Here is a 25036-nt window from a genome sequence, read left to right as displayed (position 1 = left end):
GTGAAAGCGCCCGCCCGAAGGGCGGGCGCTTTCACACCGAATCATTTTCACAGATCAAATAGGATTGCTATAGCATTTAAAAACAGATTATGTCTCTTGTGTACTGTTTTTGAAACCACATGTGAGAGATATGTCTAAAGATTCGGTGTTGATCGATAATTTTTACGTTGTTAAACGTTGCGATCGCCTTTTCATAAACTCAGTACTGGTATGAGTTTATAACGTGAATTAAAAGCAAGGATTTGAACGAGAAATAGCTTGATAGCCAAGTTTATATGACAGATTTTGAAGTGAACATTTCCGCTCGTTAATTGGTCTAACCGCGATTAGAATAGGAGCGAAAATAGAGTGGGTAGGCTGTCACTTTAAAGTCACTTTAAATATAACGTCTTAGACTTCTGTGCTAATCGCGCCACAGAGGACAAATGCTTTTGGACTGGGGTTTAACGACGCCGAGTGACCTATCGAGATTGTCCTGAAGACAAAGTCATAGGCTTAACAGGGTCTGGATTCTGGCAGGTTTTCTAAGATGCCGTCGATAACTTCTTTTGTGTAAGGTGCTATTGAAAGCATCTATAGACATCCCATTTGATTCGTGAAACTGATCAGTTGTAAAAGCGCCCGCCCGAAGGGCGGGCGCTTTTACAACTGATTTAGGATCGCTATAGGATAGGGAAACTATTGCGCTAGCATAAAACCTTATCTAAAAGGGAATGAGAAGAGGTATATTGCTCTATCCAAAAGGCATAAATCCTAATAATAATATTGAAAAACTCTGAGTGGATAGACCTTAAATCTTAAATATAGAAATTACTGAGATATCAGCCAGAATTTAATCTGTCTACTTCTCTTCCCAACTGGATAAACCCATCGATTACAGTGTAAAAAGATTGAACAAACGAGCTAGCGATTACACCCAAATTAAGCCTGTTAGCTCCTTGGTTTTTCTAAACCGTTTCAAGGGAAAGGGATGTTTGAATCCGAGATTTATTACCAATCGAAACACTTAAATCTCGACCATACTCCCAATCCATTTACTTAGTGAGGGATGATACGATGAAACTTTTTCTGAAGAAAGTCACAACTTTTTCTGCGTTTTCTGCACTGATTATCGCGCCACTGTTTCTATCAGCAAATGCAGCCTCCGCACAACCTGCTGGCTTAGATGGTAGCTACCTGGGAGGAGGGGTTTCGGTAGGTGTAACTGACGGTGGCGAGGGCGATGGCGGCACCGTGGGTGGAAACGTTCAGGGTCGTCTAGATGTTCCCGACGCACCTGTTTCGGTTAGAGGCTCTGTGCTGATTGGCGGTGACAGTGCCGCAATTATTCCTACTGTTTCCTACGACGTTCCCATCACCAACAATGCCAACATTTATCTGGGAGCAGGCTATTCTTTCGTAACCGATAACGGTAATAGTCTGCTGGGAGACGATGACGCATTTGTGTTGACAACGGGCGTAGAAGCTGAAGTGGCACGTAATGTCGTGGTCTACGGCGACGCCAAAGTCGGTTTGGATGCTTATCAAGATAGCAATGACGCTGCCGTCAGTTTACAACTCGGTGCTGGCTATCGGTTCTAATGCATTTGAGTCCTCTGCCTTAGAGTAAAACCTGAAGTCTAAGCGCTGTGCCCGATTCGGGCACAGCGCTTAGCGTTTGGAGATATAATTCAAGCAATTTCTTGGGGTTGCCTCAGCGGTGGTTACAGATTTGGTTAAACCGGATAAAGAAGCCTGGTTAGCGTTAGTCGTAGGCAACTCACGGCTCCATTGGGCTTACTTTTTAGGCGAAGAGTTACAGGCAACTTGGGATTTACCTCATTTATTAGAACAGGCGATCGCCACCTTAGTTGCTAACCAGTTTGACTTTACGCCTCATATTTCTTTGCCTGTGCCCTTGTCCATTGCCCCAACGGCACCGCTTTGGTTTGCTTCTGTTGTGCCTGACCAAACACAACACTGGCAAAAGCATTGCCCTATGCATATCATTACGCTCGATCACATTCCCCTTAAACATCTCTACGCCACATTGGGAATCGATCGCGCCTTAACGCTCCTGGGAGCCGGTCAACAATGGGGGTTCCCCGTTTTGGTCATTGATGCCGGTACTGCCCTGACGCTGACGGGTGCTGATAGGGGGCACCACTTAATCGGTGGCGCAATTTTGCCGGGACTGGGATTACAGTTGCGATCGCTCTCTCACGACACAGCTGCTCTCCCCTACGTGGGGCTGACAGATGATATGGATTTACCTGAACGATGGGCGACAAACACACCCGATGCCATCCGTAGTGGCGTAATTTATAGCCTCTTAGCAGGGCTAAAAGATTTTATTCAACAGTGGCAGCATGACTTTCCCGATAGTGCCATTATTTTTACAGGTGGCGATCGCCTGTTTTTGTCTGAGCAGATAAAACTTATTTGCCCCTCTTTGGGTGACCGTATGTATGTAGAACCCGCCCTGGTATTTATGGGAATGCCTATGATCAAACGGCTATTTTGGGAGTAATTTCGGGAGTAATACTGATCAGTCCGTATGAACAGTGATTAAAAATTTACGTTGAGCATCCTTAAAGATTCGGACAACTGATCGTTTAATTACTCACTCTTACTGAGATCTACGGATGTATCTTGCCTGTATAAACGTTTAAAAGACTAGGATGGGTTGCGTACTGCGGTACGCACGGCGGTATCGGGGATATCCGGCATCAACTATCAGGGAGTACTCATGCTACCAATTCTCGTTCAAGAACGGGTTGTACGTCGCTTTTTTTTCTATAACGATGGCAGACTGTATGAGGGGATGAGTCATCAAAATAAGCTGTATCAGTTGATCGAAAACTTTAGCGTGGACGATAGACCCAGCGCTTATTTGCTAGCTTGTAAGTTTTCTCGGGATGGTCGCTACACCGTCATTACGGCATCCTCCAGACGCTATCAAGTTTGGGTTAATCTACAAGCCGCTGATTCAAGTGTCGAACGGCACTGTGAACTGTCGCACAGCCTTGATTAAGTCTTCTGGGGTACCCACATCGATATAACTCCCGTCTGGAAAAATCTCTGCTTCTACGCGCATTCCCCGATCAATCGCCGCCTGAATCACATCTCCTATGGGTAATTCCTTGTCAGCAATAGAAGGGTGTCCTCCAGTTCGATCGACTGTTAGATACTGATGCATGAAATCAGTAAACGCCGGAGTCCAAACTGCGATCGCCCACATATATTGAAGTTCAGTCTCCTGCGGTTTCTCGATAATCTGATGGACACCCCCGTGCTGATCAACATCCACCATTCCTACTTTGCGATAATTTGTCGTAGGAAATAAACCCAGGACAACCTCGGCTGCACTGTTAGATTGATGCGCCAGCAAGCGAACAAAGGCATCTTCAGGCTGGAACAAAATATCCGGAAAGCCCAGTGCAACGATCGCCTCTTTAATAAATGGGTAAGCCTGATTGAGCGTGTAAGGAACTCCAAACGGCACATGCACGGTCAGATAACCTATGTGCATATCCACCATCGAACCATCCCCCAGGTACGCCGGAATATCCCATTTCCCTGGACGCAGCACAACAAAGGCTTTAGCAATTCCAGCTAAACGCATTTTTTCAAGCAGGTAGTGGCAAACCACCTTAGGTTTTAAGCTGCCATCTACCCCCTTGGCATCAAAGCCGATCGGGTAAAGCTCTTTACTCATCGGTATTGGAGCAAGGCGACTGGCTTGACCTGCGGCAGGCAACAAACCAATGACGTCACGTAAAGGAAATGGAGTATTCATGGGCAAAAGCAGCAAATTTTCGTCCCGACGGTTCCCAGAACATTTGAATCATCTAAAGACATTTTATTGGAGAGCTGATCCAGGAATTGTTTTGCATGGGAAACCCTGGGTTTCTCATGCAAAACAATTCCTGAAATCGACAGTCATCATTCCAGGAAAACTGCTGCTGCAATGGGGATCGCTTTATGTGAACCTTGGGGCAGGTGATGGGTTAAAACCCGGCGTTCGTTAACACCTGACCATTTTGCTTCTGGGTATGTATGACGGTACGCATCAGAGTTAGGACGGGGTGCAAGGGTGAAACCCCTGCGTGGGGGCACCGCCCCCACCCCCCTAATGTCTTAACTGGATCGCGTAGAGCCATAACGCTATAAAACTTGGGAAATGGATGAATGAGTTCAAAGAACAGGTGAAGAAGCGCTGTTTGACTCGTGAGATTGCGGATACATTGATTAACATATTACTGACTACTGATGTTCGGCTTGCTAAAACCTCATGGTAAAAACTAAGCGGAGATCAGTCTCAAAAGAGAATAATGAGACTCCGACTCTATCGTTAAAAGAGCGGATGGCACAGAAACGTAAAGCCGATCGCCTCCGCAAAGAAATCATCAACTTCACAATTTTCACCGTCTTCTTCTCTGCCATTGTTGGAGCGGTGTTAGGCATTGCGGTTGATCCCAAAGTGGGAGTTGGGGGAGGAGTCGGCATTCTATATACGGCACTCTCGTTTAAGTATCCTCGTCATGCTTTGTGGGCATTTCTGATTTATTTGCCGTTTGGTGGCACGATTACGTATGCCATTGGCAACAGTCCGCTGCTTCAATTAGCCAAAGATGGGTTTTTTATTCCGGCTCTGTTTGGGGTAATTCAATATTGCCGCCGCGAAAAACTTCCTATTTTCGTTTCCAAACAATTAGTGGCTCCGTTAGGCATCCTCCTGACCTTTTGCATGCTGACGTTGCTTTTTGTCAATGGAGCGCAACAGCTGGCATCCGGTCATAATGGTCAGCCTCTGGCAATGGGCATTTTGGGGCTAAAGGTCTTTTTGGGATATGTGCCGCTAATCGTCTGCTCGTATTACCTGTTGCGCGATCGCAAAGACTTGTTGTTTTTGATGCGCATGACCGTTGTCTTAATCCTGATCTGCTGTGGATTGGCATTCATCCAATATCTCTCCCTTAAGACAGGCAAATGTGCAGGCACCCGGTTTGCCCAGGGAGACGACATTTTTAAAGCATCGTTGAACGCCCGATGTTTTGTCGGTGGCTCCCTGCTTTACAGTCCAGAACATGGGCAGATTCGTCTCCCCGGAACATTTGTAGCCCCCTGGCAATGGGGTTGGTTTTTGATCTCTAGTGCATTTTTAGCCTTTGGACCCGCGTTTAATGACCCCAAGCCTCTCTGGCGAGCCTTAAGTTTGAGTGCGCTGGCTGCTGTCTTTGTTATGTCTGTTCTCTCTGGACAGAGAATTGCACTGGCATTAGTGCCGGTGACGTTTGTCGCCTTGCTAATTCTCACGGGGCAAATTGTTCAACTGAAACGATTTTTGCCGACCGCCGTAGGGCTAACACTGATCTTAGGAATTGCAGCGTTACGCAACCCGCAAGAGTTACAGGCTCGCATCGAAAGCTTTCAAAGCCGTTGGGAAGCCTCACCCCCCTACGATTTCATCATGGGGCAGTTTAAGTGGGCAATGTCTTCTACTGCTGGGCTATTGGGCAGTGGTTTAGGTCGGGCAACCAACTCGGCACGGGGTCTGGGGGAAACGCTGTTGATTGAGACGTACTATCCCAAGATATTGTATGAAGTCGGTCTGTTTGGCATGCTGGCATTTTTAGTGTTTGTCACCATGCTGACCTTTGTCACTTTTAAAGCTTACCGACTCTTGCGCGACAGCACCTTGCGCAACATTGGGGCATCGCTGTGGGTGTTTGTCTTATTTATCAGCTATAACACGTACTACTATCCCCTCGATGTTGACCCCGTTGCCGTTTACTACTGGTTTTTTGCGGGGGTGATCTTGAGATTGCCCGATATTGAGCGACAGGAAAAATTAGCCGCCTTAGAAGCGGCTGGGAAGGTGTCACCTAAAAAGGCAAAGAAAAATCGACTCCGGAAGACGGGCTTCAGTTAAATTGAATACGCTGAAGTCCTGGTTGCATCTGAATCTGTACCATCTGCAAACCGTCTAATTTTGGTTCTAAACCAGCCTGTGATGAGGGTGCGATCGCTCTCAAAAGTGGCAGGATTACCTTAAAAGCAGTTAAAAATGAGTTGTATTCAGCCTAATTCGTCTATTTCAGTAGTCTGCTCGGAGTAATGGCTTGTGGACACACCTTTCGTTTCTATCATTGTTCCTACCTATGGGCGTGAAGACGTTTTGCGGACAACCCTGGCAAATGTGATCCAGCAGGACTACCCCAACTATGAAGTGTTGGTGGTCGATCAGACCCAAAAACACGAGCCAGAAACCCAGGCATATTTAGAAAAGCTGGCGAGCGATCATGCCATCCGCTTGTTTCAAGTCGCGTGGGCAAGCCTGCCTGGTGCTAGAAACTATGCCGTGCGCCGTGCCAAAGGCGAAATTATTATTTTCATCGACGATGATGTGGTGTTGCCAGAGGGCTATATTGCTGCCCATGTCCGCAATTATCTGGGGCATCCTGAGATTGGTGCTGTGGCAGGTCGAGTCTTTGACCGCATGAAATTGGCAGATGCCGCACCCGATTTAGAAATTGACTATCTTCCACCTGAGGCAATGGATCCCGGCATTGCCTGGTACCACATTGATCTGGTGCATACAACCAAACCGCAGCAGGTGTTGACCGCCAGAGGTTGCAATATGTCGTTTCGCCGGGAGCTGTTTGAAACGTATGGATTGCACTTTGATGAACGATTTCGGGGAAGTGCCGTACGAGAAGAATCTGACTTTTGCCTGAATATCCGTAAGACGGGCTTAAAGATTTGGTATGACCCCGAAGCGCACCTAGTGCATTTAGGTGAAGAAACGGGCGGGTGTCACGATATTAGTACGCGATCGCTCAAATACCAGGCAACCTTCTACCACAATCACTTTTTTTTGGGAATGAAGAACCTGACAGCACTTCAGGCATTGCGGCTGTTTGCCCGATTGTTTGACTGCCATGTTTTAGGACGTCCCCCCTGCCACAAAAGTGGTTCCCCCATCAAAATTTTGACTCGTGGCGTATTTTATACGATCGGTTTTGCCAGTGCCCTCAAAACCGTGATCAAGGCACTCTGGGATGATGGACAAGTCTACAGCCGCCAAGACCCCCTGACCACCTCCCCTGCTTCCCCATCTACTCTCTCTAATTCCCCATCCACCGTGTCACCTGATGGATTGCATTAAAGCTACAGCAAATTGCGGGTAGCCCGTTCATCCGTGGCTCAGGACAACGTGACCAATTGCTAGATGCATCATTCCTAACTGTTCACAGATGCAAACAGATGTCTGAAAAAGATGGTACCTCCTGTAAGGGCGAAGCATTTGTTAGACAGTTGTTGATAAATGGCGAACATCATGGTTCGAATGCTTCTCCCCTACAATTTGCAGGGATGCCCTTTTTTAGAAATCGCTTAATGCTCCACCCTTCATCTCCCTTACCCTCTATCTCCTCCACCCTTCATCCCTCACACTCTTTATCCCTTCTACCCACCATCTCCCTCACCCTCTATCTCCTCCACCCTCTATCTCCTCCACCCTTCATCCCTCACACTCTTTATCCCTTACCCACCATCTCCTTCACCCTTCCCTCAACTTAACCCCTAACCCCCTAATCCCTGGTCTATGAAAATCTTGGTCGCAAGCCACACGTATATCGTGGACTTGAACTGCGAAAAGCTCCGAGCCTTGGCTACTTTAGAACCCGGTATTGAGGTGACAGTGGTTGTCCCCAAGCGCTGGCGACCCGGAGGTGTACAAAACAAATTAATAGAAACCCGGTTCCGTGAAGAGGGGTCGTTTCGAGTCGTACCTGTTTCTAACTTCAGCGAAAATAATCAGGGATTGCTGTGTTTTGGTGCCGATCTGATTGGTGTATTAAACCAATTTCGACCCGATATTATCCAGGTTGAACAAGGGTCTAAAGCGATCGCCTATGCAGAATTTATTACACTCAATCGGCTATTAGGATTAAAGGCAAAAAATTTATTTTTTACCTGGTGGAATTTACCCTACGACCTGAAGTTCCCCATATCCGCCCTGGAAACGTATAACCTCTCACAGACGCATGGTGCCATAGTTGGCAACCAGGATGGTGCAGATATTTTGCGTCAGCGCCAGTACACAGGGGCGATTAAAGTTATGCCTCAACTGGGTGTGGATGAACAGTTGTTTCGTCCCCAGGCACAGCCAGACCTGGCCGCTCAATGGGGAATTCAACCCGACGAGTTTGTGGTTGGATTTGTCGGACGGTTTGTCGAAGAGAAAGGATTGCTGACCCTATGCGATGCTTTAGCCGGACTCACGGAGTTGCCCTGGAAGTGGTTGCTGTTGGGGCGAGGTCCATTACAAGAAACGCTGAAAGCGAAAGCAGACGCCGCTGGTATGGGCGATCGCTTGATCTGGATTGAAAGTGTCCCCCACGATGATGTTCCTCGCTACATTAATCTAATGAACACCCTCGTGCTGCCATCTGAAACAACAAACCAATTTAAAACCCTCACTTCAGTCGGTTGGAAAGAACAATTTGGGCATGTGTTGATTGAGGCAATGGCATGTCAGGTGCCTGTGATTGGGTCTGATTCGGGCGAAATTCCCAATGTCATTGGCGATGCCGGATTGGTCTTTCCCGAAGGCAATGCTGCTGCCTTAAGAGACTGTTTAGCGCAACTGATGACCCAGCCTCAACGGGCAACCGATCTGGCAAAGCATGCCTATACCAGAGCCATGAACTGCTATACCAACCATGCTCTGGCTCGACAGCAACTTGAGTTTTACCAGGAAATTATTGGCAACCCATGATGAATCAGACTCCGACGCTATCGATCGTGACGCCAACGTTAGGAACGTTTTCTGCGTACTGGCTTGAGCAACTGTTGAATGTGCAAGGTCAGGTTGAGTTTATCCTGGTTTATCCCGCAGGGTTTGCCACCAAAGTGATCTCTGATCCTAGAGTCAAAACCATTGTCAGCCCCTATAAAGGCGAAATGATGCAACGCTTTGTCGGCTTGCTCAATGCCACAGGTACGTATGTTTTGGCGTTAGATGATGATGATTATGTTCATCCTGAAGTTGTTCAACTGACGACCGATTATTTCACCCGATTTCCCGATAGCTCAATTTTGAGGTTAAATAAAGCGGTTATCGATCGCACTGAAGACGATCGGATTAAGAGTGACTGGCAACCTATTCCAGATCTGACTCAATTAGATGTTTGTAAACGTTATGAAAACGGTCAATTCAAAGGGCTTTTAGAAGTTCCGATCGCACCATTAAGCGATCGCTTTCAATTGAGTTATTTGGTAGTGCCTTTTAAGAAACAAGGTCTACATTTTGAAAATTTTAATAACATTATCTGGAAAACATCGGTTGTCCAAAAAGCATTGCCGGTACTGTCGCAAGCCACTAAGTTGTTGGGTGTGATTACCTGGATTCCCATGTCAGGTTTCGATCGGCTGTTGGGGTTATTTGTCCAAGCCGATTCTTTTTCATCTGGTACGGTGATTGGACATTTGGTTCCAGAACCCGAACAAATTCGGTATATCGATAAAGATCCGGCTCTAAAACCTCCCCGATTTCACGTTTTGTCCGACGTTTTATTAGTGAAACAATTTCCCCAATATGGTTATTTTTGGAGTTTATTTTTTAGTAAGCTCTACGGTGTTCCTAGAACGACTCTAAAGCTATTGAAATGGAAATGGATTAAAAATAAGTAGATTAATGATTAATCGCCAAGCGCTCACAACTCATCCTGTCTTTTATTCATTCAGCTGTATCTAAATCATTATGAGTCAACCGCTACGAGTGGTACACATTGTCCCTTCCATTTCTCTGGTCTATGGTGGTCCCAGTCAAATGGTCATGGGGTTTTCGGCGGCGTTGGCTCGACAGGGTGCCGAAGTCACGGTACTGACGACTGATGCGAATGGCGATATCGGTCAACCCCCTCTAGATGTGCCGCTCGATCGCCCTGTGTTTCAAGATGGTTATCAGGTTCGTTACTTTCGCTGTTCTCCGTTTCGCCGGTATAAATTTTCGCTGAAGCTGTTGCAATGGCTGGCTAACCACGCCCATGAATTTGATATTGCCCACATTCATGCGTTGTTTTCCCCGGTGAGCACGGCAGCGGCGGTGGTTGCCCGATCCAAAAAAATACCGTACATTTTGCGCCCCTTGGGAACGTTAGATCCGGCTGACTTAAAGAAAAAACGTTGGTTCAAGCAACTCTACGCCGCACTATGGGAAAAAGCGAACCTCAAAGGTGCTACAGCTATTCACTTCACCAGTCGTCAAGAAGCAAAGATTTCCGAACGGTTTGGCGTTGTAACCCATGATTGGATACTGCCATTGGGGGTTCAGCTTCCGGCTTTAGTCTCTGAGCCAGAACACATCCTCAGTCAATTGGGTATTCCAACGGCAACGTCGGTAGGTGGAACGGCTCCTGCGCCCTTAATTTTGTTTATGTCTCGCATTGATCCAAAGAAGGGCTTGGATTTGCTATTGCCTGCCTTAGAACGACTGCGACGGGAAGGCCTGGATTTTCATTTTGTGTTGGCAGGAGGAAATCCTCAAGATCCTGAGTATGAGAAGAAAGTGAATACGTTAATCCAACAGTCTTCTTTGCTAGAATGCACAACAATCACCGGCTTTGTTTCGGGTGTTGTGAAGGCGGCTTTATTGCAACAAGCAGATTTATTTGTATTGCCGTCCTATTACGAAAACTTTGGTATTGCAGTTGCAGAAGCCATGGCAGCAGGTTTATCAGTGGTGATTTCTGATCAGGTGCATATTTGGGAAGATGTACAACAGTCTGAGTCAGGGTGGGTGACGCCTTGTCAAGTAGAGGCTTTAACCAATGTATTACGAGAGGCGTTGAAAGATGCCAGTGAGCGGTTACGTCGGGGTCAGTTGGCTCAAGACTATGCTGCTCAACACTATAGTTGGGATGCGATCGCCCAGCAGGCTATTCAAGCCTACCGAAAGTTTGCTCATTCATAGACGTATAAAGTTGTAAAACTGTTCGCAAGGAAATCTAATCAGAAACCGTGAGATACCTCAAACACACTGACAAGGCTTCCAAACCAGTCCTCAGCATTCACATTCCTAAAACGGCTGGAACCAGTATATCGAGCGCTTTGACGGCTCAAGGCTTTGTTGAGCTTCCATTTGTTGAGAAGTATTCTTGGAGCAATTTGCATTGCAAATTGAACAAGATTAGTCGTCCGTCTAAACATGCTAAAGCCAGGGCGGTCAGGTTGGCGCTGGGCAATAAAGCTTGGAACGAATATTTCACGTTTGCTATTGTCAGAAATCCCTGGGATTTGATGGTATCCAGTTACAACTGGTGGCTTCAAAAGGGGCATAAATGGGAAAAGCTGCGTCCTGATGTGGAAGCCATTCGGCAAATGAATTTCTCAGAATTTATTCAGTCTCGCTATGGTCGTCAAATGATCAACGAGCAATATGGTACGTTGCAGGACTGGATTTGTGATGAGACAGGAACGGTAATTGTTAGTTTTGTCGGCAAGTTTGAAAATTTGGCAGACGATTGGGAGCACATCTGTCAAGCATTAGCGTTGGCAGATGCAGAACTTCCTCACGCTAATAAAACAGCCCGATCAGATTACCGAGATTACTACGATCAACACTCTCGAAAAATTATCGAGAGTCGCTTTGAATGGACTATTCAACAATTTGGCTATCGATTTTAGCGTCTTACTAATTTGTGTTGAGAGGGCGACGGCTTTGCCGTCGCCCTCTCAACACGAATCAGGTTTTATAAACTGCTTACCAGGGACTCCCGACCAGCGTAAACGCTGCCCAATAGTAAGGAGCTGAAAAGTCTAGTTCACTAGACTGCTGAAATTGTTCGGGTAAGGTCAGCGTGCCACCTGAACTTAACAATTGCCGATTTTCAATGCGAACGCGTCCGTGCAACATCGCTAATTGGGCTCTCCGCAACGCTTCTGCTTTGGTCGTAACCTCTGGTTGAGCCAGTTGCCAATAAAACTCTCGCATCAACGCCAAGGTGCCTAAATCGCTGATATACCAAAGACTTGCCAACGAAGATTTGACACCGGCATTAAACGACAACCCGGCAAACCCTAACTCAGCATCGCGATCGCCCAATGCTGTTTGGCAAGCACTGAGTACCAACAGTTCGACGGGCAACTCACTCCAATTGAACTGACGTAGATCTGCCAACGTTAGCTGGTCAGTTTGCCACAGTTGAATATAGGAACGGTCAGGCGCACCGGGCTGAAATTTGGCGTGGGTTGCCAGATGCACGATGGAAAACGTCTCGGTATTGAGCTGTTTGCGAAGATTGTCTAAGGTAAAGTCTTGGTTTAAAAACACTTGCCCTTGCCACAGGTTTTGCGTGATGGCAGAAAGCTCAATGGGCACAGCCGGTAAATCGGTCAATCCTTGAAATTCAGACGCACCCATTGCCAACACCTGTGTGTTGTGGACATTGATATGCTCAGAATTGGTTAATGAAAAGGCAGGAATGATGCCAAGGCTATATTTTTCGGCTAAAAACTGTCGTCCATCAGACAAGGCTGCCAGAGGTAACGAACGCAGCCCTGATCCTAAACAAAAGATGAGCGTATCAATCTCATGGGCTTGCAATTGAAGCTCTAAAGGCGCAATTAGCCATTGATATAACTGTTGGGCAGGGCTTAAAAACGTTCTGCTTGCGATGGGTCTGGCAACGTTTGTCTGAAATGTGTTGACGGTATCCAGCAACCTTTGCGAAGACACATTGGGTAGGGCAAACCGGAGAATGGGTTGTTCAGGAATCACCAGCACAAGTTCCAGCTTATCTACCTGCGGAAAAACGTAAATGAGAGCGAGCCGATGCCCGGTTTCGGTGGTCAGTCGGCTTAACGTCTGACTAATTTGCTCAGCCGTCAGAGGTGCAGAGGATATCGGAGCGCCAAGGTAGTTGGCATATTGGGCTTGCCAGGTTTGCTCGATTTCTGAAACACGCGCATTAACGCTGTCTGAAGCAGGTGGGCGATCGCCCGATGGAGTGATGGAATAAACAGGCAAGACTCGACCCTGGAGGGCGATCGCCAGAAATAGCCCTAAAACCCAAAGTATCGCTTTATGCAGCCGTAGTTTCATTGCCTATCCCACCATGGGCAGAGTTTGCTAATGCTCTATCCCAAGCTAATTCAGCACAGTCGCAATCTCCATCAGCCATCAGGGTGAGCCTTAAGCAGGAATCTGCCTGACGATGTAAACGCTTATTGCAGCTGGATTTCGACACATCAATCAAAATAAAGTTTGGTAAACCACCCTCCCTTAACCAAATCATCAATGCTACTTTAAATGCAGGCACAGAAAACATAAATTTCAACCCAATCCTCTCTGGTTCAAGCCCGTGCCTCCTGCTGAAAGCCAGACGCAACACTTGAACTTTGCAACTGAATTCAACCTTACAGAAGGCAAGTTAGTTTTCTCTCTTAAAGCGCAGTTCTCTTCAGCTTTAGAAAGTTAAAATTTCTGCCTTAGCTCTAAAGTCTCCTAAAGAGACTAAGGTTCAGCCAAAAGGGAATGGTTGTTGTGAGTCCAGTAAACCTTTAGTTGATAACTGATTTCGTTTCTTTAGTGCATTTTTTCGCATTAGCATCAGTTTCGATTGAGCAAGTTCATTAAATTTCTGGGTCTGGTAAGCAATTATCAGACCCCTGACCGTTCCAGAACACTCCGTTTAATGTGCGCTTTACGGCATATTAAACCTTACCGTTAAATACATTATGTGGAAGCCGTATCTCTGGGAGGTGCGGCTTCCTGGCGTGAAGTGCAAATCATGGAGAGAGCTTCGCGGAGCGAGGCTCTCTCCGCAACTGAAATGTATCCAGGTGCGGCTATACAGTGCTGTGCGGGTTGATTCCGTCTGGTGTTGTGGGGCGCTCCGCGCCCCACAACACCGTTTCTGGATCGGGTGCAGCCATGCCACAAAAAAGCCTGGTCACCAAGTGACCAGGCTTTTCAGGTTTATTAGAAAGAGTTTAGCGGATGTATTCTTTGAGAACACTGTTACGGTTGGGATGGCGTAACTTCCGTAGAGCTTTTGCTTCAATCTGACGGATGCGCTCACGCGTCACGTTGAAGATCTGACCGATTTCTTCTAACGTTTTCATGCGCCCATCATCCAAACCATAGCGCAATCTTAAAACATCGCGCTCACGGGGGCTGAGGGTGCCAAGAACACTCTCAAGATCTTCGCGCAATAAGCTCTTTGCGACCTGATCTTCAGGGGTCTCGCCGTCAGACTCGATAAAGTCTCCTAAGCGAGAATCTTCTTCTTTACCAATTGGAGTTTCCAGAGAGATTGGAAGCTGAGCCGACTTCGCAATAAAGCGGAGTTTCTCAATGGTCATCTCCATGCGGGTTGCAATCTCTTCTTCGGTGGGTTTGCGCCCCATTTCTTGGGAGAGAAGCTTGGTTGTTTTCTTGATGCGAGAGATGGTTTCGTAGAGGTGAACCGGGAGGCGAATGGTTCTAGACTGATCAGCGATCGCTCTAGTAATTGCCTGACGAATCCACCAGGTTGCATAGGTAGAAAATTTGTACCCTTTTTCATGGTCAAACTTTTCTGCCGCCCGGATCAAACCTAAACTGCCTTCCTGAATCAGATCCTGGAATGACAGACCGCGATTCATGTATTTCTTCGCAATAGAAACTACCAATCGCAGGTTCGATTGAACCATCTTATCCTTTGCCCGCCGACCGATATAGAGGCGACGACGGAAAGCAGGCAGAGGCATTTCTACTGCACTTGCCCATTCAGCGTCCTGCGGTTCGCGATCGAGCTGCTTCATCAGTTGCTCGCGGATCCGTTCCAACTCCAACAAATCTGCAATCTTACGAGCCAACTCGATTTCTTCATCTGCACGAAGCAGGCGAATCCGCCCAATTTCTTGCAAATAGAGCCGAATAGAATCCTCAGTATAATGCTTTTTCTTAGCCTGGGATCGACGGCGAGTGGACTTACCTTTGGTTAACTTCCCATCTTCTTCTTCAGCCTGTGCATCAAACAGGTCATCCTCTTGATCGTCCTCTTCATCAATTAAGAGTTCAAAATCGCCTTCCGAGGGTTCAAGGGTTTCAAGTACGTCGTTAGCCTGGGTCATGCCGCGCTCCTCATGCTCCTTAGGTGAAAGGTCAATCAAATCAAATAGAGATCAAATACTGGTATGAAAACCTAGAGGATAACACAATCTTCCTCTATCCTGGTCAACCGATAATAAATTGGTCAAACTGCAAATATCTAAATGATTTGCGCTATGCCCGAATCGATGAACACCTGATTCCCCAGACCTAACTCTCCTGTGTAGAGGCACCGTAGCATAGATTCCATTTCAGAAACTTTGTCAAGGACTCTCCGATTGTAGCTTCTCTTACAGAAATTGCACTTTATCTTCGGAGCCTGATCATTAAAAAACCAATTGCGACCTGTAAAATCGAGGCGAAACAGCATAGATGCACCGGGTAATACGAGTGTTATCTACCAGATCAAACGAACTACATTTGATCACAAGTAATGTTTGGAATGGCGAGGGACAGATGTGGAACGCTTGTGTTTAGAGAACGACCCATCGTCATTCGTCAGTCCTAAACTGCATACTATGGAAAGTGACTATCTTGGCTCAGCGTCAAAACTAGAGACGGATAGATCGATTGAATGACGAAACAATCATTAGCTTTAGTGTTACAAACTCAACTGCAAACTTGCAAGCGTCCCAATCCTATATAACAGGTTTTTTAGGCACTGTCTTGGAACAACAGATTTTGCATTCTGGCAGCGAAGTTTTGCTAAGCTAGATTGCTCTAAGTTAACGATAATCCATGTTCAGGAATGTTGGACAAATAGCTGAATAAATATCAGCCATTTCGATGAATTCAAGCTTCCTCAGGAGCGTGGATTTAACCAACCCTGATTGTTGTTTAGAGGGCGATCGCCCTCTAAACAACGACGCCAGGTTCCTTCCTCTGCGAGTCTCAGTAGACCCTATTTAAAGTAGGACAGGGATCCGGGCATAGCCCGGATCCCTGTCCTAAGCAACCTTGTGGCTGCTATCGGGAGATATTTTTTAGTGACTATGCGGCTAAAAAATATCTGGCAGTTGATCTTTTGGATAGGCTTTATGTCACAACATATGCCACAACAAAGAATAGAGGATTGCGATAGATGGTATAGCAATTTTCAAGCGAGTGGAGTCTAGTACACCAACTTCAAAGTTTTAGAGGGGGTGGAGGGGGTGAAACCCCCTCTTGGGGGCGCAGCCCCCAAACCCCCCCTGTTGCAAAATTTAGTGTTTGTAATACTAGATTATGTTTCAAAAGCCATGCGGAGAATGGCTTTTGAAACATAATCCAGTTCTAGCTGGGCGCGACGCGCTATAGGCTGCTGCCAGGTGCGGCAGCCGTTGGACAAGACGATGGGGCGCAACGTGAGGCGCGAAATGATATGCCGAAAAAACAGAAATTTCCGTATCTTGTGGGATCTAAGTGGACTGCTCAACAAACCATGTTGGGTTGGCGACACTTTCAGGTGGTGAATCGTAAAAATCAGGGTCAGTGGGTGTTTGCAGAGATGGTTGCGGCTTGCGATCCGGCAGTCAGACTGTGGCTCAATGCCCAACTTCTAAAGGATCGAACCCTATGGAAAGCCGGTTGGCAGTCGTTACAAGAACAAGAGAGCCGTTAAGCTGAAACTATTGGCGATCGCTCTACATCTACCTCATGTCTATCATCACTGTCGAAAATCTGACCAAAGTGTATCCGGTTGCGATTAAAGAACCTGGATTGAGAGGGACGTTAAGCCATTTTTTTCGCCGCGCCTATCGCCGAGTGGCAGCGGTTCAAGACGTGTCGTTTGAGATAGAAGCGGGTGAAATTGTTGGTTTTCTGGGACCCAACGGAGCCGGGAAAACCACTACTTTAAAGATGCTGACCGGGTTGATTCATCCTTCCAGTGGTCAGGTCAGCGTAGCAGGGCACATTCCATTTAATCGCCATGCCGATTTTCTGCAAAAAATTACCCTGGTGATGGGGCAAAAGCAACAACTGATCTGGGATTTGCCCACCTTAGACTCGCTCAGGATTAACGCCGCTGTTTATGGCATTGCGGACGCGGAGTTTCGCCATCGTTTAGGAGAGCTGGTAGACATGCTGGCGCTGGGAGACAAGCTCAATCAGCCTGTCCGCAAGCTTTCTCTGGGTGAGCGCATGAAGGCAGAATTATTGGCAGCGTTGATCCACCGGCCTCAGGTTTTGTTTCTGGATGAGCCGACATTGGGATTGGATGTCAATGCTCAGGTGGGTGTGCGTGAGTTCTTACGGCAATATAACCAGCGTTATCAAGCGACTGTGTTGCTCACCAGCCACTATATGGCAGATATTACAGCCCTGTGTCAGCGGGTTCTGATGATCCATAAAGGGCGTTTAATCTACGACGGCAGTTTAGAAGGGTTGCTGGATCGGTTTGCACCCTGTCGAGAAGTTACGGTCGAACTGGCAAAAGAGCGATCGCTGACAGAACTACATGGATATGGCGAAGTTGTCTCCATTGATGGACGGGTGGTGCATTTTATCGTGCCTCAAGAACTGTTGACCCAGACCCTCAGCAAAATCTTGACCCATCTGGATGTGCTGGATATGACCGTTACCGAACCGCCGATTGAAGACGTTATCGGTCAAGTCTTTAAAGCAGGGACTGTATCATGAACCTAAAAACGGTGTGGCACACCCTATGGCATAGCTGGCGTACCACAAAAACGTTGGTTGCGGTTTACTACGCTTATATGCTGGAATACCGGGCAGAGCTTTTGTTTTGGGTGCTTTCTGGCATTCTTCCGTTCATTCTCATTGGTGTTTGGGGCAAAGCGGCACAAACCGGACAATTCGGGCTGACGCCGTTGGAATTTACCCGCTATTTTTTGGCAGTGTTTTTGGTACGCCAATTTACCGTCGTTTGGGTGATCTGGGAATTTGAACGCGAGGTTTTGCAAGGGAAGCTGTCGTTTCGATTGCTCCAACCCCTGGACCCTGGTTGGCACCACTTTGCTTCTCATTTTGCCGAACGGTTTGCCCGTCTGCCTTTCGCTTTTGTTTTGATTGGGTTATTTTGTCTGCTCTATCCTGAGGCGGTTTGGCTACCCAGTTTGCCCAGTCTGTTACTGTTTGTTGTGGGGGTGAGTCTGGCGTTTACGCTGCGGTTTGTGATGCAATACACTTTTGCGATGTTTGCCTTTTGGATAGAACGAGCCAGTGCGATCGAGCAATTTTGGTTTTTGCTCTATCTATTTCTTTCCGGGTTAATTGCTCCACTGGAGATTTTTCCACCCCTTGTGCGTGACGTGGTGATGTGGACTCCGTTTCCTTATATGATCCATTTTTCTGCCAGCATTTTAGTTGGCTTGCCCGTAGATTTACTGAGAGGTTTTCTCATTATGCTGGGCTGGATTGTTCTTTTCTTTGGTCTCAATCGTTGGCTATGGCGCAAGGGCTTAAAGCATTATTCCGGTATGGGAGCGTAACGGGAGAGGAATCTAGGATAGAGGCGATCGCTTCTCAGAACCGTGGATTGATGGGTGGCATGGGTTAGCTACTGCGCTATATCAAGCCCATACGGATGGTGAGAGGCGCACCCCTTCAGGGTGCGCCTCTCACCATCCGCCTATCTCACAACTCATTTAAAACTGCTATTTGTCTTGAGTTCTGTTTCAATCGGGATAACTTTGCGAGAAAATATTGCAAAGCCCATACTTAAAACGTTAGACTTTCTTAATATCTCATCGATATTACTCTATCGCAATAGAGTAATAGGCTGTTAAGATTGGGGATCAATTCGTTCAGAGCTAGAGATTGGAATGAAATCAGCCGAATCTGTGCCGTCGGAAGTTGTGCAGCAGGTTGCTGAATACTTCGGTGTACTGAGTGAACCTATGCGGTTACGCATTTTGAATGCGCTCCGTGATGGGGAAAAGTGTGTTCAAGACTTGGTAGAAGCTACGGCAACCAGTCAGGCGAACGTGTCGAAGCATCTCAAAGTAATGCTTCAAGCTGGAATTCTCTCCCGTCGGAGTGAAGGAACTTCAGCTTACTATCGCGTGACAGATGAGTTGATTTTTGAGCTATGCAATCTAGTCTGCGATCGCCTTGCCAGTCGGATCGAAGAGCAAGCCAAGCATTTTCGTGCCTTTACCCTGACCAGTAAGGAATAGTTTTTTGTGGCGTACCTCTGTCATGGATGGGGTACGTAGGAGAAATGATGCTGATTTTGGGGATGAATGTGAATGTGAAACCGTTGGCTTCACGTTCGCATTCATCCTGTCATTCAGTAATATCTTTGTGCGTTGCTATAGCTCAAAGTTTTGTTCAAAATCGGTGCGAGTCATAGGCTGAGGAATCATAATGCCTTCACCGCCCAATACTTCCAGGGGTTGACCTTCTACGGAAAACCACACTTTGGCATCGGGGTTTAAGCTCGTTGCTGTATACAGCACTTGTGCCAAACGTCCCACCATAGAAGCACTACCGCCGCCAGCGGTAAATTCTTTCGACAAATTTACATGAATGCCATCGGCTTGAATGCTGAGGCTGAGGAGTTTGGTATTCTCAGGAATTGTTGAAGAATTCTCGGCAGTGTCTGTGCCCTTGAGTAATTCACCCAATGCGGCGTTGAGAACGTCGTCGGGTTCATTGCCCACGTTTAATGGGGTTGAGCTGGGTACCAATTCCAAACGGGTGCCGGTATCTTTCAGCCAGTAAAGCTGCACCGTTTGCTCGGTGGGTATGGTGCTGGGCTGAGGGGTCGTTGCGGGGGTAGTTGTAGGATTGGTAACGGTAGGGGAAATGGCTGTATGGGTGGTTTTGTAAGAGTTCCACGTCCACCAAGCTGTTGCACTTCCGGTAATGAGGACGACCGAGATGCCAACGAGAATGCCGAGAGAAATGCGACGATGTTCGGGTTTGATGGGTTGGGTCGGGTCTTGAAAGTTTTGGTCTTGCATAGGAAGACTCCTGGATACAACAGGGATCTAGGGATAGAAGTTGGGAGCCGCAGGGCGGAAGGATATAGCTACATGTGAGGCACCCTAGTTTCCGGATGCAATAAAACTGGGATCGACATGAACAAAGGCTGCGATCGCCAATTGCCCCTGCTCTACTTTCAATTCTAAAAGCCGCACCGTTAAACCTTGATCATCCAGGTTGCGCAAATCTAAGCGTCTACTGATGCCGGTGGACAATCCTTGAACGAATTCAGCCGGAAAAGGTTGGTCGTTCACCTTAACAGCCAGATCGACTAATTGAATTTGGTGTCCGGCGACTACATCAAACCCTGATTCTACAAAAATGCGAATTTGCTCGGAGGTTTCCCGCTCTCGTAAGGAAACTTGAAACCGTAGCCGATTGTTATCCAGCAATTCCAGCTGTGGATCAACAAAGTCATATCGCTCTGCCTGTCCGGCTTGGGCAGACGATGCCAAATTAAATCCTAAATTTCTCAGTTGCTCGATTACCTCAGGAGCTGCTAACGCCTGGGTGATATCGGCCTGGGTGAGCACTATTTTGACGGCAGCATTAAAAGGTTGCTCCAGTTCGGGTTGACCCTGCCTGAGACGAGCCGGATTGAGGGCGATCGCATCTGTTTCCAGTTCTAAAGTGTCGATCCGCACGCCTGCCAGAGGAAACAACCCGCGTCCGGCAAGTCGGACTTGATCAACCCGTCCTTGTAACAGTTGATAGCTGGGAGTATTGTCTACCCGGACGGCTAATTCTTCGACAGAGGTGAGCTGATCGCGAATGGTATGCTCGGCAACGGTATCGATAGCAAACCCCGCAGGCGACAGAATACCGATCAAGCTAGATAACAGGATGGTGAGAAATTCCATCGATAGCAGTCCTAAAATGATTGGTCAGATAAGCGGCTTGTGAGAGGCGCACCCCGAAGGGGTGCGCCTCTCACAACCGATTTGAGATTGCTATATAGCAATCCTATTTGATCTGTGAAAATGATCCGGCGTGAAAGCGCCCGCCCGAAGGGCGGGCGCTTTCACGCCGGATTTAGGATCGCTATATAGCAGTCCTATCCGATGGGTGAACCAGATCGCGTATGCAATGACCTACCCTCTAGGCAGGTCATTGCACAGATTCTTGGAGATGGCTCTATCTTACTCAATCGCGTTTGCCAAACAGGGTGACACCAATTGCTGCACTCGTCACCAACACAATTGCCAATAAGGTACGCCATTCTAACTGTTCTTTGAGAAAGATAAAACCAACCAGAGCGGCGATCGCAGGTTCAATACTGATCAACACTCCAAACATGCGGGGGGGCATTTTTTTGAGGGCGGCATATTCCAGTGAATAGGGCACAACCGTCCCTAAAAAAGCAGCCCCGAAGCCAACCCCAAAAACCACGGGATTGAGCAATGCCACTCCGCCCTGGGCAATTCCCGCAGGCAATAACAGCAATGCCGCAACCACCATGGCTAATGCCAACCCTGCACCCCCCGGAAAGGCTCGCCCTGCCGGTCCCGAAACTAGAATATAAGTCGCCCAAAAACCAGCTGACAACAAAGCCAGCACTACTCCAACCCAGTCTAACGATGAACCACTGAGGGGTGCCAGCAACAAGACACCTGTCGCCGCTAACGTCACCCAAACCAGGTCTAAAAGGCGTCTAGAACCAATCACGGCTACCATCAGAGGACCCACAAACTCAAGGGTTGAGGCGATTCCCAGCGGAATCCGTTCGATGGCTCCATAAATCGTAAGGCTCATGCCGGCGATGGTAAGCCCTAATAGCCCAATCAAGGCATAGTCGCTATAGCTGTGATGGCGCAGACGAGGCCGCCACAGACAAAGCAATAAGATAGCGGCAAACGCTTTACAAACAAACGCTGCACCCACCGAACCGAGAGAATCAAACAACGATTTAGCAACAACCGTGCCAATCTGAATCGCAAAACTCGACAGTAAGATGAGGCTGCTGGGCGGAATAGCTCCGCCCAACCGTTGTAACTGTTTTACGCCACGAGCGAGCGATGTCTCCAGGGACGCTAGATTTGACGGAAAAATTGATTGAGATCCGGTTGGGTCGGAGGCGAGAGATTGCATTGAACTGCCGAGTCTTTATATAGGACATTGGGCAATGCCGAATTATGGTGTAGATGGGCTGGGAAACCGCAGGTTTCCCAGCCCATCTACACCTGAACCTAGCAATACCGTACTTTGGCGAGGGGTCATGTGCTCAGCGTTGGCTACACAGGTTTCTAAACCAGTCGTTTAACCAACCTCGTTTTTACCCCGTCACCCTGAGCATCTTAATACGAACATCCGTTGGGCGAAAGTCTGACATTGCTTAGGATCGTGGATCAAATAAGATCGAATATTGGATCGTTTGTAGGGGCGACCGGCCGTTCGCCCCTACAACAAATCATCGGAGTTATTTAATTCCCATTCCTTAGTGCAACATTGCCCTACAGATCCAAACTCAGGCAGTTAGGTAGGAGTAGGCTTTATTAACTTGCATCTGTAGTTTTTGTTTAAGGATGGGTGTACTCAGGTGTTGACTGCCATCAGGCAAAACTTTACGTTTAAATACATATCTTTATGAATGTGAGACAGAATTCAAGAGTTTACGCAAGTTCTGGCTGAGTCGAGACGGCTTTTCCCTGATCGGTTCAGATACAAACTCAATTTATGAAAATTAGAATCTATGCAGTTCAGCTTTAGATATAAGCCTTATCTGTGAGGGCGTTGAGCTAATTTGGTCAAGGCGATCGCTGCTGTTTTATCGCCCTGATTTCTCAGTTTTGCCGCATTTGCTCAACATCTCGAAAGGCATTAATCAAGTAATCGATCGCTTTGTTAACGGTTCTGTCACTCTATTTCATCTTGTGTTTTCCTGCCCCTCGTCGCCTAAAAACTGGTTTATGGTTTAAGAGTATAAAGATATCCTTAAGCAGAGGCATTATGACTCCATTAATGCTGCGTCAGCTCTGGTCCTTAGTGGAGAGAACGCAAGCCAACATTCTCTTGAATCTGGATGATGCCAGCCTAGTGCAATGGCTGATACGTCAGTTCAAAACCGAGCGATCGCTCGATCACTCAGAGGCAACTATTATTAGTGCCTACATTTACTCCCATGTCACTCTGATTCGCGACATCGCAGAAGAACGCTAAGCCACTCGATATGCCCTTAAATAGTTGCTTGCGCTTCACCCCAACGTCACTTCGCCCCAAATTGCTCTACACCAAATTTATTCATCATCAATTAAAGCCGAATCCATTTGAACGCTAAGTTTTGCCTGAAGCAAAACTTCAATCCTGAACGTTGGATCGGCTACACAACTAAAGAAATTTTGGAAGCTGGTGGTTTTCTATGGGAAACCACCAGCTTTTAGATGAATGATAGCTCAACCCCATAGGGACATACTGCTGTAGCCGTGTGTCAGGTTGTTAGGTGCAGCAACGGTGTTGTGGGGCGCAGAGAACCAACCCGCACAGCGCTTAAGGCTTTTTAGTAAAAAAAATCACTTCACAATCAGCCTGCGCCCTGTATTTTCACAGTCTGTTGAACTGAAAAAGGACGATGCTCCAGACTTTTTATTTTTTGCGAAGATAAGATTCTATGTAATCTCTTCACAGTAATTTTACTTGGCTATTAGTAAGCTTGATGCATTAAGACCGTAAAAACCATAATATGTAAATAGGAAGCACTGAGGAATTTACGCAAGTTCTAGATTCTGTTGATGGACGCCGGATAGAGAAAATACAGGTACCTCTTCTGGCTGTTCTCTTGGGTTTTAAGGAATGTTCTGACAAATTGCTACTGACTCATCAAGGTTCTCTACTACATTCCTTTTGTTAAACGCCAAATCCAAGACAAGCTACCTCACCATCGCAGGATCGAGTCTTTTCATCAGGGGTTTGACACACGCATCATCGGGGCTGCTGAATTAACTGAATTCGGATGGATAAAGACTACTCAAAAGAGTTGACCCCTCTTTATCTTGTCCGAACTCACTGCACTAAAAGCAAGCTAAGAACTAGACAACTCCGCAATTAATTTGGTCAGGCTTCACGCTAATTCCTCTCGTCGGGTGATTTACGGAAGGTGCACAGTACCCTTCTCTCGCCCCTCATCTCACCTTAACCAAAGAGTTGGGGTTTTAAGTATTTTGACCCAAACGATTAAAGTCCCGGATCTTTAAGCGCAGGCTGCTTCATGGCTTCGCACGATCTGCAAGGGCATTGTCGTTCGTACACTTTACGATGTTGTAACCATGAATACACTAAGCAAACTAGGAACGATTATCACCACTACACTGGGTGCCGCGTGTATGGTTCTTGCTACTACCCCAACGGCAAGTGCTGCCACTTTTTATGAAGCTGAGAAAGGAGATGCAGGGAGCTTAGTTGGCAATTCGATGGTTGTTGATACCAAACCCAGCGGCACTCCAATCACCAGTATTGTAGGGTCCCTGCAAACTGGGGCGGATATGTTTGAAATTTATTTGACTGGCGAAGCTTTTTGGGCTTCGACCAGGCTTGATACAGAATATCTAGATACACAATTATTTCTATTCAAAAAGGAAGTAGATGCCAAGGGTAATGCGATCGCCGTGGGTCTCTTTACCAATGACGATGTCCCTTATAACGATTCGACGTCGAAGCGATCGGCAATGTACATCCCTGCGGGGCAAGTTACTCCAGGGCTTTACTACATCGCTATTTCAGGGTATGACTTTGATCCGGTTAGCTCGACGGGTAGCTTCATCTTCCCTAATACCCCTCGTCGGAGTCTCAATGCCGCGTTAACCACTTCGCCGTTAGCAGGCTGGAAGGCGCGCAGCACTTCACCTGCGGAAGGTTTATTTGGGTACACGATCGCTTTAACTGGGGCAACATTCGTTCGCGGCATATCGCCGACGCCGACTCCAACGCCGACGCCTACACCGACTCCAACGCCGACGCCTACACCGACCCCAACCCCGACGCCTACACCGACGCCGACCCCAACCCCGACGCCGACTCCAACCCCAACCCCAA

General features: G+C 47.3%; 22 protein-coding genes and 1 pseudogene. 16 read left to right on the top strand and 7 right to left on the bottom strand.

The annotated features are described in order from the left end of the window. The first annotated feature begins 1056 nt into the window (after positions 1–1056). The 3 genes from ACR6Z4_RS28750 to ACR6Z4_RS28740 all read left to right on the top strand — a co-directional run bounded on the left by ACR6Z4_RS28750 (position 1057) and on the right by ACR6Z4_RS28740 (position 3013). The gene (locus tag ACR6Z4_RS28750) at positions 1057–1581 is read left to right on the top strand and encodes an outer membrane beta-barrel protein (RefSeq protein WP_479720784.1); all 525 of its coding nucleotides are present in this window, start codon (positions 1057–1059) and stop codon (positions 1579–1581) included. A gap of 118 nt (positions 1582–1699) precedes the next feature. Next, a complete protein-coding gene (locus ACR6Z4_RS28745) occupies positions 1700–2509 on the top strand; it encodes a pantothenate kinase (protein ID WP_479720783.1) in 810 nt (269 codons plus the stop codon). 219 nt (positions 2510–2728) lie between these two features. After that, entirely contained in the window at positions 2729–3013 is a 285-nt protein-coding gene (locus tag ACR6Z4_RS28740) for a hypothetical protein (RefSeq protein ID WP_479720782.1), read from the top strand. On the opposite strand, the gene ACR6Z4_RS28735 is transcribed toward ACR6Z4_RS28740, so the two are convergent. Continuing rightward, positions 2969–3778, bottom strand: a complete 810-nt coding sequence (locus tag ACR6Z4_RS28735) for a sugar phosphate nucleotidyltransferase (protein ID WP_479720781.1) — start codon at positions 3776–3778, stop codon at positions 2969–2971. The two genes, ACR6Z4_RS28740 and ACR6Z4_RS28735, sit on opposite strands and share 45 nt — an antisense overlap. Between ACR6Z4_RS28735 and ACR6Z4_RS28730 the strand changes: the two genes are divergently transcribed. The 7 genes from ACR6Z4_RS28730 (at position 3777) to ACR6Z4_RS28700 (ending at position 11673) form a co-directional block, all read left to right on the top strand. After that, positions 3777–4010, top strand: coding sequence for a hypothetical protein (locus ACR6Z4_RS28730; protein WP_479720780.1), 234 nt, complete (start codon positions 3777–3779; stop codon positions 4008–4010). The genes ACR6Z4_RS28735 and ACR6Z4_RS28730 overlap by 2 nt on opposite strands. A 263-nt stretch (positions 4011–4273) precedes the next feature. After that, the gene (gene hpsL, locus ACR6Z4_RS28725; protein ID WP_479720779.1) at positions 4274–5914 is read left to right on the top strand and encodes a hormogonium polysaccharide biosynthesis protein HpsL; all 1641 of its coding nucleotides are present in this window, start codon (positions 4274–4276) and stop codon (positions 5912–5914) included. A gap of 192 nt (positions 5915–6106) precedes the next feature. Beyond that, complete coding sequence (gene hpsN / locus ACR6Z4_RS28720) at positions 6107–7150, top strand: hormogonium polysaccharide biosynthesis glycosyltransferase HpsN (RefSeq protein ID WP_479720778.1); 1044 nt, start codon at positions 6107–6109, stop codon at positions 7148–7150. Positions 7151–7588: 438 nt separating this feature from the next. Continuing rightward, a complete protein-coding gene (hpsO, locus tag ACR6Z4_RS28715; RefSeq protein ID WP_479720777.1) occupies positions 7589–8764 on the top strand; it encodes a hormogonium polysaccharide biosynthesis glycosyltransferase HpsO in 1176 nt (391 codons plus the stop codon). Continuing rightward, entirely contained in the window at positions 8761–9678 is a 918-nt protein-coding gene (locus ACR6Z4_RS28710) for a glycosyltransferase (RefSeq protein WP_479720776.1), read from the top strand. Before hpsO ends, ACR6Z4_RS28710 begins: the two co-directional genes overlap by 4 nt. 70 nt (positions 9679–9748) lie before the next feature. Next, a complete protein-coding gene (hpsP, locus tag ACR6Z4_RS28705; protein WP_479720775.1) occupies positions 9749–10960 on the top strand; it encodes a hormogonium polysaccharide biosynthesis glycosyltransferase HpsP in 1212 nt (403 codons plus the stop codon). Positions 10961–11007: 47 nt separating this feature from the next. Further along, positions 11008–11673, top strand: a complete 666-nt coding sequence (locus ACR6Z4_RS28700; RefSeq protein ID WP_479720774.1) for a sulfotransferase family 2 domain-containing protein — start codon at positions 11008–11010, stop codon at positions 11671–11673. Between the two features lie 76 nt (positions 11674–11749). Here ACR6Z4_RS28700 and ACR6Z4_RS28695 read toward each other — a convergent pair whose 3' ends face one another. The 3 genes from ACR6Z4_RS28695 to rpoD form a co-directional block, all read right to left on the bottom strand. Beyond that, on the bottom strand, positions 11750–13090 hold the full coding sequence (locus tag ACR6Z4_RS28695) for a CHAT domain-containing protein (RefSeq protein WP_479720773.1): 1341 nt from the start codon (positions 13088–13090) through the stop codon (positions 11750–11752). Beyond that, positions 13071–13316, bottom strand: a complete 246-nt coding sequence (locus ACR6Z4_RS28690; RefSeq protein ID WP_479720772.1) for a hypothetical protein — start codon at positions 13314–13316, stop codon at positions 13071–13073. The genes ACR6Z4_RS28695 and ACR6Z4_RS28690 overlap by 20 nt, the downstream gene beginning before the upstream one ends. A gap of 664 nt (positions 13317–13980) precedes the next feature. Continuing rightward, positions 13981–15105, bottom strand: coding sequence for an RNA polymerase sigma factor RpoD (gene rpoD / locus ACR6Z4_RS28685; protein WP_479720771.1), 1125 nt, complete (start codon positions 15103–15105; stop codon positions 13981–13983). Positions 15106–16442: 1337 nt separating this feature from the next. On the opposite strand from rpoD, the gene ACR6Z4_RS28680 reads away from it, so the two are divergent. From ACR6Z4_RS28680 to ACR6Z4_RS28665, 4 genes are all read left to right on the top strand, one after another. Then, positions 16443–16682 carry a TIGR02450 family Trp-rich protein gene (locus ACR6Z4_RS28680; RefSeq protein ID WP_479720770.1) on the top strand — a complete coding sequence of 80 codons (240 nt, stop codon included), beginning with the start codon at positions 16443–16445 and terminating at the stop codon, positions 16680–16682. A gap of 35 nt (positions 16683–16717) precedes the next feature. Continuing rightward, a complete protein-coding gene (locus tag ACR6Z4_RS28675; RefSeq protein WP_479720769.1) occupies positions 16718–17701 on the top strand; it encodes an ABC transporter ATP-binding protein in 984 nt (327 codons plus the stop codon). Continuing rightward, positions 17698–18513, top strand: coding sequence for an ABC transporter permease (locus ACR6Z4_RS28670; protein WP_479720768.1), 816 nt, complete (start codon positions 17698–17700; stop codon positions 18511–18513). Before ACR6Z4_RS28675 ends, ACR6Z4_RS28670 begins: the two co-directional genes overlap by 4 nt. A gap of 333 nt (positions 18514–18846) precedes the next feature. Next, positions 18847–19200, top strand: a complete 354-nt coding sequence (locus ACR6Z4_RS28665; RefSeq protein WP_479720767.1) for an ArsR/SmtB family transcription factor — start codon at positions 18847–18849, stop codon at positions 19198–19200. 135 nt (positions 19201–19335) lie between these two features. Here the strand turns inward: ACR6Z4_RS28665 and ACR6Z4_RS28660 are convergent, their stop codons facing one another. The 3 genes from ACR6Z4_RS28660 to ACR6Z4_RS28650 all read right to left on the bottom strand — a co-directional run bounded on the left by ACR6Z4_RS28660 (position 19336) and on the right by ACR6Z4_RS28650 (position 22099). Then, on the bottom strand, positions 19336–19989 hold the full coding sequence (locus ACR6Z4_RS28660) for a GerMN domain-containing protein (protein ID WP_479720766.1): 654 nt from the start codon (positions 19987–19989) through the stop codon (positions 19336–19338). Positions 19990–20073: 84 nt separating this feature from the next. Further along, entirely contained in the window at positions 20074–20871 is a 798-nt protein-coding gene (locus tag ACR6Z4_RS28655; RefSeq protein ID WP_479720765.1) for an LmeA family phospholipid-binding protein, read from the bottom strand. Between the two features lie 283 nt (positions 20872–21154). Beyond that, positions 21155–22099, bottom strand: coding sequence for an EamA family transporter (locus ACR6Z4_RS28650; protein WP_479720764.1), 945 nt, complete (start codon positions 22097–22099; stop codon positions 21155–21157). A gap of 858 nt (positions 22100–22957) precedes the next feature. On the opposite strand from ACR6Z4_RS28650, the gene ACR6Z4_RS28645 reads away from it, so the two are divergent. Together ACR6Z4_RS28645 and ACR6Z4_RS28640 are read left to right on the top strand one after the other, a co-directional pair. Then, complete coding sequence (locus ACR6Z4_RS28645) at positions 22958–23167, top strand: hypothetical protein (protein ID WP_479720763.1); 210 nt, start codon at positions 22958–22960, stop codon at positions 23165–23167. A gap of 1103 nt (positions 23168–24270) precedes the next feature. Continuing rightward, positions 24271–25036, top strand: a pseudogene (locus ACR6Z4_RS28640) (hypothetical protein); the annotation flags it as partial.

The sequence above is a fragment of the Calyptranema fuscum S582 genome, from assembly GCF_055793305.1.
The sequence above is the reverse complement of the archived record's forward strand: the minus strand, read 5'-3'. Positions and strand labels throughout refer to the sequence as shown.

Excerpts from the sequence above, each read along its gene's own strand:
- ACR6Z4_RS28680 (WP_479720770.1), top strand. The coding sequence starts at position 16,443 with ATGCCGAAAAAACAGAAATTTCCGTATCTTGTGGGATCTAAGTGGACT.
- hpsP (WP_479720775.1), top strand. The coding sequence starts at position 9,749 with ATGAGTCAACCGCTACGAGTGGTACACATTGTCCCTTCCATTTCTCTG.
- ACR6Z4_RS28695 (WP_479720773.1), bottom strand. The coding sequence starts at position 13,090 with ATGAAACTACGGCTGCATAAAGCGATACTTTGGGTTTTAGGGCTATTT.
- ACR6Z4_RS28735 (WP_479720781.1), bottom strand. The coding sequence starts at position 3,778 with ATGAATACTCCATTTCCTTTACGTGACGTCATTGGTTTGTTGCCTGCC.
- ACR6Z4_RS28710 (WP_479720776.1), top strand. The coding sequence starts at position 8,761 with ATGATGAATCAGACTCCGACGCTATCGATCGTGACGCCAACGTTAGGA.
- hpsO (WP_479720777.1), top strand. The coding sequence starts at position 7,589 with ATGAAAATCTTGGTCGCAAGCCACACGTATATCGTGGACTTGAACTGC.
- ACR6Z4_RS28670 (WP_479720768.1), top strand. The coding sequence starts at position 17,698 with ATGAACCTAAAAACGGTGTGGCACACCCTATGGCATAGCTGGCGTACC.
- ACR6Z4_RS28655 (WP_479720765.1), bottom strand. The coding sequence starts at position 20,871 with ATGGAATTTCTCACCATCCTGTTATCTAGCTTGATCGGTATTCTGTCG.
- ACR6Z4_RS28740 (WP_479720782.1), top strand. The coding sequence starts at position 2,729 with ATGCTACCAATTCTCGTTCAAGAACGGGTTGTACGTCGCTTTTTTTTC.
- rpoD (WP_479720771.1), bottom strand. The coding sequence starts at position 15,105 with ATGACCCAGGCTAACGACGTACTTGAAACCCTTGAACCCTCGGAAGGC.
- ACR6Z4_RS28750 (WP_479720784.1), top strand. The coding sequence starts at position 1,057 with ATGAAACTTTTTCTGAAGAAAGTCACAACTTTTTCTGCGTTTTCTGCA.
- hpsL (WP_479720779.1), top strand. The coding sequence starts at position 4,274 with ATGGTAAAAACTAAGCGGAGATCAGTCTCAAAAGAGAATAATGAGACT.
- ACR6Z4_RS28645 (WP_479720763.1), top strand. The coding sequence starts at position 22,958 with ATGACTCCATTAATGCTGCGTCAGCTCTGGTCCTTAGTGGAGAGAACG.
- ACR6Z4_RS28665 (WP_479720767.1), top strand. The coding sequence starts at position 18,847 with ATGAAATCAGCCGAATCTGTGCCGTCGGAAGTTGTGCAGCAGGTTGCT.
- ACR6Z4_RS28690 (WP_479720772.1), bottom strand. The coding sequence starts at position 13,316 with ATGTTTTCTGTGCCTGCATTTAAAGTAGCATTGATGATTTGGTTAAGG.
- ACR6Z4_RS28730 (WP_479720780.1), top strand. The coding sequence starts at position 3,777 with ATGGGCAAAAGCAGCAAATTTTCGTCCCGACGGTTCCCAGAACATTTG.
- ACR6Z4_RS28650 (WP_479720764.1), bottom strand. The coding sequence starts at position 22,099 with ATGCAATCTCTCGCCTCCGACCCAACCGGATCTCAATCAATTTTTCCG.
- ACR6Z4_RS28660 (WP_479720766.1), bottom strand. The coding sequence starts at position 19,989 with ATGCAAGACCAAAACTTTCAAGACCCGACCCAACCCATCAAACCCGAA.
- ACR6Z4_RS28675 (WP_479720769.1), top strand. The coding sequence starts at position 16,718 with ATGTCTATCATCACTGTCGAAAATCTGACCAAAGTGTATCCGGTTGCG.